Source organism: Candidatus Desulfofervidus auxilii (genome assembly GCA_030262725.1).
Taxonomy (GTDB): domain Bacteria; phylum Desulfobacterota; class Desulfofervidia; order Desulfofervidales; family Desulfofervidaceae; genus JAJSZS01.
In genome coordinates, this window is record JAJSZS010000046.1 from 1 (window position 1) to 7,623 (window position 7,623).

Genomic DNA, 7,623 nt, shown 5'->3' on the forward strand with positions numbered 1-7,623 from the left:
TTTAGATATTCCTCAGTAAGTTTTGATTTTCTAAATATAACCACTATGTTGTTTGATTTTATTTTAAATTCAGGTTCTGGGAGACCCCATTCTTTACACTTATCATTTTATTCGTTCCAGTTCCAACCTCTTCCACATATCCTACCCAGAAGAAAACTCTCGCAATCAGTGGATTAAATGGTTCCGATGTATGCTCTTCTTTTAAGGTTTCAACAGTCCAACCTTCTGGTAATCTTCCTAGATTCCAGAATTCGATTCTATAATTCGATTCTATCATCAAATATTCTTATCTGTATCTTAGAGGGAATACGATAATCCCTGTGGACAATTGCATTTACTATAGCCTCTCTCAATGCCTTTGGTGGATATTCCCATCTCTCCTGTCTTTCAATCCTTCCTTCCTCAATCCATGCACGTAAGGAAATATTGTTAAAGATAAACTTCTCAACTTCCTCCACCTCAGTAAACAAATCAGATTCTATTTCCTTAAAATCAAGCATCTCACCCCTCTTTTGTTGGATATGTAGTTTCATTTCCCATCACAATTTTAAGAAATGGTATCTTTTCATAATTTTCTGGAAAGTCATCTTTAACAAGAGAAAATCCACTCAGGAAGAAATATCCTATGGCAAATTTAGCCTCTTTTGATTTTTTTAATTGATCTTTCAATACTCTGATTAACTCTCTATTTGGGCTATTATCTATTATATTTGGTGCAATTTTATCATTCATGTTATTTCACCTCTTAAGAGCGGCGTTCGGGATTTCGGACAACCGGGGATATGTGAAGTTTGCTTGCAAGAGCAAATTTAGGCTCTGTAAAAGCCACATATCCTCCTGTTAAGTGGCCCCGAGAGGGGTGAAACCGAAGGGTTACGAGAGCTCATGCGTCATATATCCACCTCTCATATTTTTGATAACATTTTGACTAATTCCTCTTTGGATATGTTGTTCCATAGAGACACCTTTGATAGAATATCATTTAGTGTACCTTTTGCAATTTCTTTGTGTTTGGGCACAGTTATATTATGCTCACCTATTTCTGTTTTCTTTCTTAAACGCACGTGGCTCCCTTTCTGTCTTACTATTTCGTATCCCAATCTGGTCAATAGTTTGATTAGTTTATCCCCACTAACGACTGGTAACTTTGGCAGTTGAATGCACCTCTATTTCTGATATTGATAATATCCTTATATCTTCACCTTTTTCCAATAATTCTCCATAATGTACTTCAACAGCCTCTTTTATATTCTCCATCAACTCATCAAGTGTTTTTCCTTGTGTGAATATATCCACTCCTATACCTCTTGCACACCAGTATTCACCATCATTGTATATCTCAAATGTTACGAGCATACTATATCATTATTTAATTATTATTATAGTTAATTCTTAACGCATGAGCCGAATTTCACTTAACGTTCCGAGCGTATCTGAAGTTTCCTGAAGGGGAATTTGGGGAAATCTTTGATTTCCCTTTTATCCGCTGTTATATGACCGAGCGTAAGCGAGGCGAGGAGCGAAGCGACGAAGCGTAGCCGCCGAGCCAAATTTCTGATGGGATATATTTTCACTTTTGTATTATAGTTCTGTAAGTGAAAACATAATTTTTCCATGATGAACATTTAACATAGTGTCTATTGCTTTTTTATATTCGCTTAATTTGAATTTATGTGTGATTACTTTCCTCAAGATGTTTTGATTTTCTTCCACCATTTTGATAGCCCATATAAAATCCTTCGGAACATATCCTAGTTGTGTAAACATTTTGATCTCTTTTTTTATTAATTTTCTGAGATCAAAATCAAAACGTTTAGGCATACATGCCCCCTCTAAAATAATACCTCTTGGTTTAACGGCTCTTACACTATATTCCAACGATCCGGGGTTGCCCCCAGCATCCATCACAATATCATAAGAATGTTTTAGTTCTTCTACAGGAGTATTTTTTTTGTAAAATTCATCTACAATTTTTCCTATCAACCTAACCTGTTCTTTATGCCCAATAATTGCTATTAAACCGGCGTCTTTATATTTAGCGTGTACAGCGGAGAGCAATCCTATAGGTCCAGATCCAATTATTAGAACATTCTTATCTGTTACATCCACTTGATTTAAACTTTTAGTACTAGCCATAGTCTCTATCAAAACAGCAACATCATCGTCTAAATTATCTGGAATCTCATATAGTATAGTACCTTCTGGGAGAGGAGTATATTCTCCCCAACCACCAGCAAAAAGGGGTTTGGTAGTAGTAAGCCCGAAAAGCATATTGTTTTCACAAATATTTTCCATACCGATTTTGCAGTTATGGCATTTTCCGCAGGGAATAATTGTTGGCCAAGTTACTCGTTTGCCTTCAACCACTCCAACATTCTCATGTCCAAGTACAACAGGTAATTTAATGTCTGCTTCGCCCTTTATAGCATGCTTGTCTGTACCACAGACTCCAGAATAAATCATTTTCGCTATGTGCTCTTTTTTCGGTACTCTCAATCTTTTCAAAGTCATTTTAAAAGGCTTTTCTAAGACCAATGCTTTATATTCTATATATTCTGTCATGTTAGGACCCTCCATAAAGAGTTGGAGCTATCTCCTCAGCTTTTTCTAGAAACTCTTCATATCTTTTTTGATGTTGCTTCAAAAGATGTTTTGTAACTTCAATTGCGTGTTCAATGGCTAAATTGTTAGCAACTTTAACTTCTTTCTCCTCTGTTATTTCTTTTATTATAGAGTCATCCTCACAAAACCATTGAAGGATATTAAATGCACAGTTTCTTACAAGAGGAAAATTTTTATCTCTCAGACTGTTTAACTTTTGTTTTATAGTTTCGGGTGAATCTGTAAGCAGTATGCTATTTTTGGGTATACTCTTACCCATTTTTGATCCTTGTAGACCGGTAATCATTTTATTATATGTTATAGAAGGAAAATCATAGCCAAGTTTCTTTACCAACTCTTTTGTCAGCATAAAATGACTTATTTCATCTATTCCTAGTGTAATCAACGTTTTTTCATATGATAATGTTTGTGGATAAAGAATATCAGATACCATTACCAAAGAAGAAAAAACCTCTCCTAGACTCATTTTTCTATCATAAATTCTTTCCATATCTTTCAACTCTATATTTGATGTGAAAAAAATTGCACGTCTTAACACCTCTACATTTTGAGTTTGTAGATATATCACACACTTCTCTAAATCTAATCCTGCTGCGTAAAAATGAGATAGAAACTCGATAATTATTTTGTCTATATATTCCTTTCTAACTTTCCTTACACAGATGGCCTCTAAATCTGCTAGTGGTATGAATATTGTCGCATTATATTTCTGTTGATAATACGCCATCTGCTTCAATATCGTTAGGCTGCCGATGTGGAGGCACCCACTCGTCATGAAACCGCTTACTAATGCAACCTTTTTTCCTTCATTTGCTGCCTTTAACCAAACATCAAAATTATCATGACCAAGAATAACATTCCTTTTAGAGAATATAGGTTTGTCACGCAAATCAAAATTGAAATCGCTGAGATTAAAGTATTTTTTCAGAAAAATATAATCCTCTTCGCTAAGTGTTGAGATTTTCCAAGGGTTGAACACTTTTTTCATATATATTCACCTCCTAGACGATTGGCACCCAGCAGAAAGTATTATATCTATTAGCTCTTTTACGCTAATACCTTCATTGCATATCCGTGATGGAATTATTAAAGGTGCTGGTTCTAAATGGTTTTTTGAACGAAGATTCATAAATATATATTGAGAGAAATTGACATCTTTTTTTTCTAACATATTCCATAAAGGGGTTCCAGGCCAAGGTGTCGCTATTGAAAATTGTAGCTCGTCAGTTTTCAATTCAAAAGCAAATTTAATTGTTTCTACAATAGTTTCAGGCGTGTCAAAGGGTAAACCAAGTATAAAATATGCTCTTGTTTTTATGCCCGCTCTATGGGTTTCTTGGAAAATTTCTTTTATTTTTCTTTTTTCTATATTTTTATGTAATAGCTTGAGTATTTTATTTGAACCACTCTCTACACCATAATGGATTCGATAACAATTCGCTTCCGAAAGATCATTTAATAAATCCTTCTCCATTAAGTCTACTCGTGAAAAACAACTCCAATCAATTTCTACTTTTTCCTTTTTAAGAGTCTTACAAAATTCTTTGACTCTTCTCCTATTTAAGAAAAATAAGTCATCTTGGAAATAGATAGCATAGATATTATAGGTATCATTAATCTGCTTTATCTCTTCTATTATATTTGATACACTTCTCTCTCTATACGTATTTCCAAAAACACCTTTAAAACAGAATATACAATTAAAAGGACAGCCTCTGGTTGAAATCATTGTTGTAGCTTTCTTTCCATTTATTTCTAAGGAATATTCATTTATATCTAAAAGGTGCCTAGCTGGAAAAGGAATTTCATCTAGATTTTTAATTAATTCCCTATTAGGAGTGCTGATTACTTTGCCTTTACTAATGAAGGTAACGCTACAAACATACTCAATATTTTTTCCACTCTCAATATGCCTGCAAAGTTCCAAAAAGGTTATTTCTCCTTCTCCCCTAACTACGAAATCGACATTGGGGTTTTTTATAACTTCTTTTGGTAGTGCAGAGGCATGCGGTCCCCCAACAATAGTTATGACATCTTGGTTTATATTCTTAATAATTCCTGCGACTTTCTCACCATTGGAATGTGTAGACGTAACAGTCGATATCCCTACTATTTGAGGGTCAAATTCCATATATTCTCTTACTTGCTTTTCTATAGGAATCCCAGGTCGAAGGAACATATCCTTAATTTGGACTTCATATCCCTCTTTCTCTAAAACAGCTGCTATATAAGCTATTCCTAATGGTGGTCTATCGGTTTTCAGATGATTATCCCAAGGAGGTTGTAATAGCAATATTCTCATTTGCTTCTCCTCACCTGATTTTTTTATTTATATTCTCAATTATTTCATAAATGTTCCTCATCAGAAGTGGCTCTCCTCCTGACAAATAAATAGCCTTGACGCCAAGATTTTTGGCATCATTAATAATCTTGTTAATTGTTTTATTATCCAATTGTTCAATTTTTTTATTACCGCCATTAACGTAGCAGTGTATACAATTTAAATTACAATTCGTGGTCAGAATCAAAGATAAGTATTGTAAAGTGGCGTAGCTCATCTATTTTCTCCCTTCTGCACGTGTAGTCCATAAACGGCAGATTGAAATAATTTTCTCGTTACATAATTTTTTAATTTTCTCTTCACCGTAGAGGTATCTTGCAGCGGGACATCCCCCACTACATACATTTTTATATTCACACTTAATGCATCCATTTGGTAATGACCAAAACAATTCAAGTTCGTTTGGCAAACAACTTCTGTTAAGGTTTAATCTACTCTCATTAAAAATACCAAAATTAAGTTTTGTATCATAAAATAATGAGCATATATAAGCACTTCCATCAGGAAAAAGTGAGACTCTATCAATATTTTTTCCTAAGCATCCTCTGTAACCCCTCTCTAAATATATCTCAAAATCTTCGGGCGTACAATATGTAGGTGGATAATATACCTCAATCCCAGTAGATACAAGAGGATTTTCCTCCAACCGTTTGCAAAATTCTATCCACTTTTTGGCGGCTATATCCCATGAAGTATAATTTCTCCCTCTTTCCTCTACGGAAAATATGTGGTAGTCCACAAGACTTATATTCATCTTAGTGGCTATATTTAGTATATTTTCTCCATCTTTTAGATTAAAGCCGGATATTGTAGACACAATCCTGATGTTAAATCCCATATCCTGCGCTATTTTCATATTCTTTACGCATTTCTCATAAGTGCCTTTACCTCTAATCATATCATGTATTTTAGGCGAGGAGCCATCTAAACTGAATGACAAATATCTAACTTTTTTACTATCTATTTTTTTCAATATATTTACCTCCCAAACCCCATTCGTAGTTATGACTATGTAATATCTAAGTTCATAAGCATAATCTATAATTTCATCTAACCATGGATACAATAAAGGTTCTCCACCGAGTATAAACAGTAAGTTGGATCCTAACCTTCTAAAATAATCTAGCGCTTCTATTGCTTTATTTAAAGTAAACTCGTTTGGTTTACTCAACCTGTCGCCAATATAACAATGCTTGCACCTAAGGTTACATCTCTCTGTCACATATAAAAATAAAAAATTGAAACTACGATAATATCCTCGTCCATTTAAATAATATTGTTCATGGTTCCATCTATTCGTTATCTGTTCCATTTATACCCCTCGTACACAATCTCCTCTGCGATTGGCTTATATTTATTAAATCTATCTTGATGACTTAATAAAAACTTCTCGATAAACTCAAAACAAATATTTTTACACTCCCCGCAAAGCAGAGACCCTGTTTTACACCTATAAAATATCTCTTCTACGCTTTTTGAACTTACATGATGATATTTGAAAATAGTATATATTTTACATTTCTCGGGTACTCCTCCGTGTCTTCTCTGTTCTTTGACACTAACTCTACCTCCTGTAAAAGCGTTATAAAGTTTCTTCTTCACATCATTTATATCGTCTGACAGAAGAATGGAACTATCCGGTTTGCTTGAAGACATTTTACTTCCTTCTTGTAACCCGGGTTGAGGGGTTATATAGAGAAAACTAGGCAATTCAAAGTTGTAAGGAAGTCTTTTTGCTATATCCCGAATAACTCTGGCATGTGGATCTTGTTCCAATCCAATAGGAGTTAAACTTGGCATTTTTCCTTCGTACTCCGGTAATTGTGGATGTAGAACATCAGCATATTGTAAGAGGTTGGCTGCAATTTTTCCTAAATCCAAATGCCCGTATACAGCCTTAAAAGTGTTAGCCGTTATTTTTTTTGATAATTCAAAACTAAACTCAAAAAACCGACGCTCTTTCTGACTTTGCACGTATACATCTTGCTTTTCTAAACCCAATGCAAAGGCGTGAGCAAGATTTTCAACTGCAAATTCTTTGGCTTTTTCTAATGATGGGACTTTGTAATCTGGCCTACTAACGTACGCATCAATATCACAAATAGCAAAATATATTTTTGCATTCATCTTTTTGAATGATTTCACAAGATCTATTATCATTTTATGGCCAAGGTGTAGAGGACCCGAACTTGCTATCCCTGTCATTACAATAAATGGTTTCTTTTCTTTAATCCTATCAATAATTTTATCAAAATCCCTTTCGGCTACAATTATTCCTGGTCTTTTAAAAATATGAGAATCTATAACATCCCTATAACTATCGGGAAATCTTTTAAGACCAAAATCCTCAAACAGTCTATCATAATCTCTGATTTCATCAGATGTCCAAGGATCTATCCGTGCTTTTGATGCACCTTTTTCTTTATTTGTTTTATCCATTCTATCACCATCCTTATCCATATTTTTCGCCTATATATTTAACTTTTAAACAAGGCGGCTATGTCATATAACTCGTTCATATACGCATTGCGTATATACTCATTCTGGATGCCTACTACCCCCATCAAATCCAGCGGACTCCTTATCTTACTCAGATTTTTGGCACGTGAGTATAATTTTCTTCTCATATTGTTCCGAGCCAGAATATATAATCGGGTTCT

Annotated in this window: 10 protein-coding genes; all 10 read right to left on the reverse strand. The window is 34.3% G+C overall.

Going from position 1 to position 7,623, the window contains the following annotated elements; genetic code table 11:
- Positions 1-58: 58 nt before the first annotated feature.
- On the reverse strand, positions 59-277 hold the full coding sequence (locus tag LWW95_11330; GenBank protein ID MDL1957616.1) for a hypothetical protein: 219 nt from the start codon (positions 275-277) through the stop codon (positions 59-61).
- The gene (locus LWW95_11335) at positions 258-500 is read right to left on the reverse strand and encodes a hypothetical protein (protein ID MDL1957617.1); all 243 of its coding nucleotides are present in this window, start codon (positions 498-500) and stop codon (positions 258-260) included. The genes LWW95_11330 and LWW95_11335 overlap by 20 nt, the downstream gene beginning before the upstream one ends.
- A 1-nt stretch (position 501) precedes the next feature.
- Positions 502-732, reverse strand: coding sequence for a hypothetical protein (locus LWW95_11340; GenBank protein MDL1957618.1), 231 nt, complete (start codon positions 730-732; stop codon positions 502-504).
- 173 nt (positions 733-905) lie between these two features.
- Positions 906-1,154, reverse strand: coding sequence for a type II toxin-antitoxin system HicA family toxin (locus LWW95_11345; protein MDL1957619.1), 249 nt, complete (start codon positions 1,152-1,154; stop codon positions 906-908).
- Positions 1,132-1,356: a type II toxin-antitoxin system HicB family antitoxin gene (locus LWW95_11350; protein ID MDL1957620.1), complete on the reverse strand. Its 225-nt coding sequence runs from the start codon at positions 1,354-1,356 to the stop codon at positions 1,132-1,134. Before LWW95_11350 ends, LWW95_11345 begins: the two co-directional genes overlap by 23 nt.
- Before the next feature lie 225 nt (positions 1,357-1,581).
- On the reverse strand, positions 1,582-2,562 hold the full coding sequence (locus LWW95_11355) for an alcohol dehydrogenase catalytic domain-containing protein (GenBank protein MDL1957621.1): 981 nt from the start codon (positions 2,560-2,562) through the stop codon (positions 1,582-1,584).
- A 1-nt stretch (position 2,563) separates the two neighbouring features.
- Complete coding sequence (locus tag LWW95_11360) at positions 2,564-3,610, reverse strand: hypothetical protein (protein MDL1957622.1); 1,047 nt, start codon at positions 3,608-3,610, stop codon at positions 2,564-2,566.
- A gap of 6 nt (positions 3,611-3,616) precedes the next feature.
- Complete coding sequence (locus LWW95_11365) at positions 3,617-4,924, reverse strand: B12-binding domain-containing radical SAM protein (GenBank protein MDL1957623.1); 1,308 nt, start codon at positions 4,922-4,924, stop codon at positions 3,617-3,619.
- 256 nt (positions 4,925-5,180) lie between these two features.
- The gene (locus LWW95_11370) at positions 5,181-6,275 is read right to left on the reverse strand and encodes a radical SAM protein (GenBank protein ID MDL1957624.1); all 1,095 of its coding nucleotides are present in this window, start codon (positions 6,273-6,275) and stop codon (positions 5,181-5,183) included.
- Positions 6,263-7,423 (reverse strand): tryptophan--tRNA ligase, encoded by a 1,161-nt coding sequence (gene trpS / locus LWW95_11375; protein ID MDL1957625.1) that lies wholly within the window; start codon positions 7,421-7,423, stop codon positions 6,263-6,265. Before trpS ends, LWW95_11370 begins: the two co-directional genes overlap by 13 nt.
- Positions 7,424-7,623 lie beyond the last annotated feature (200 nt).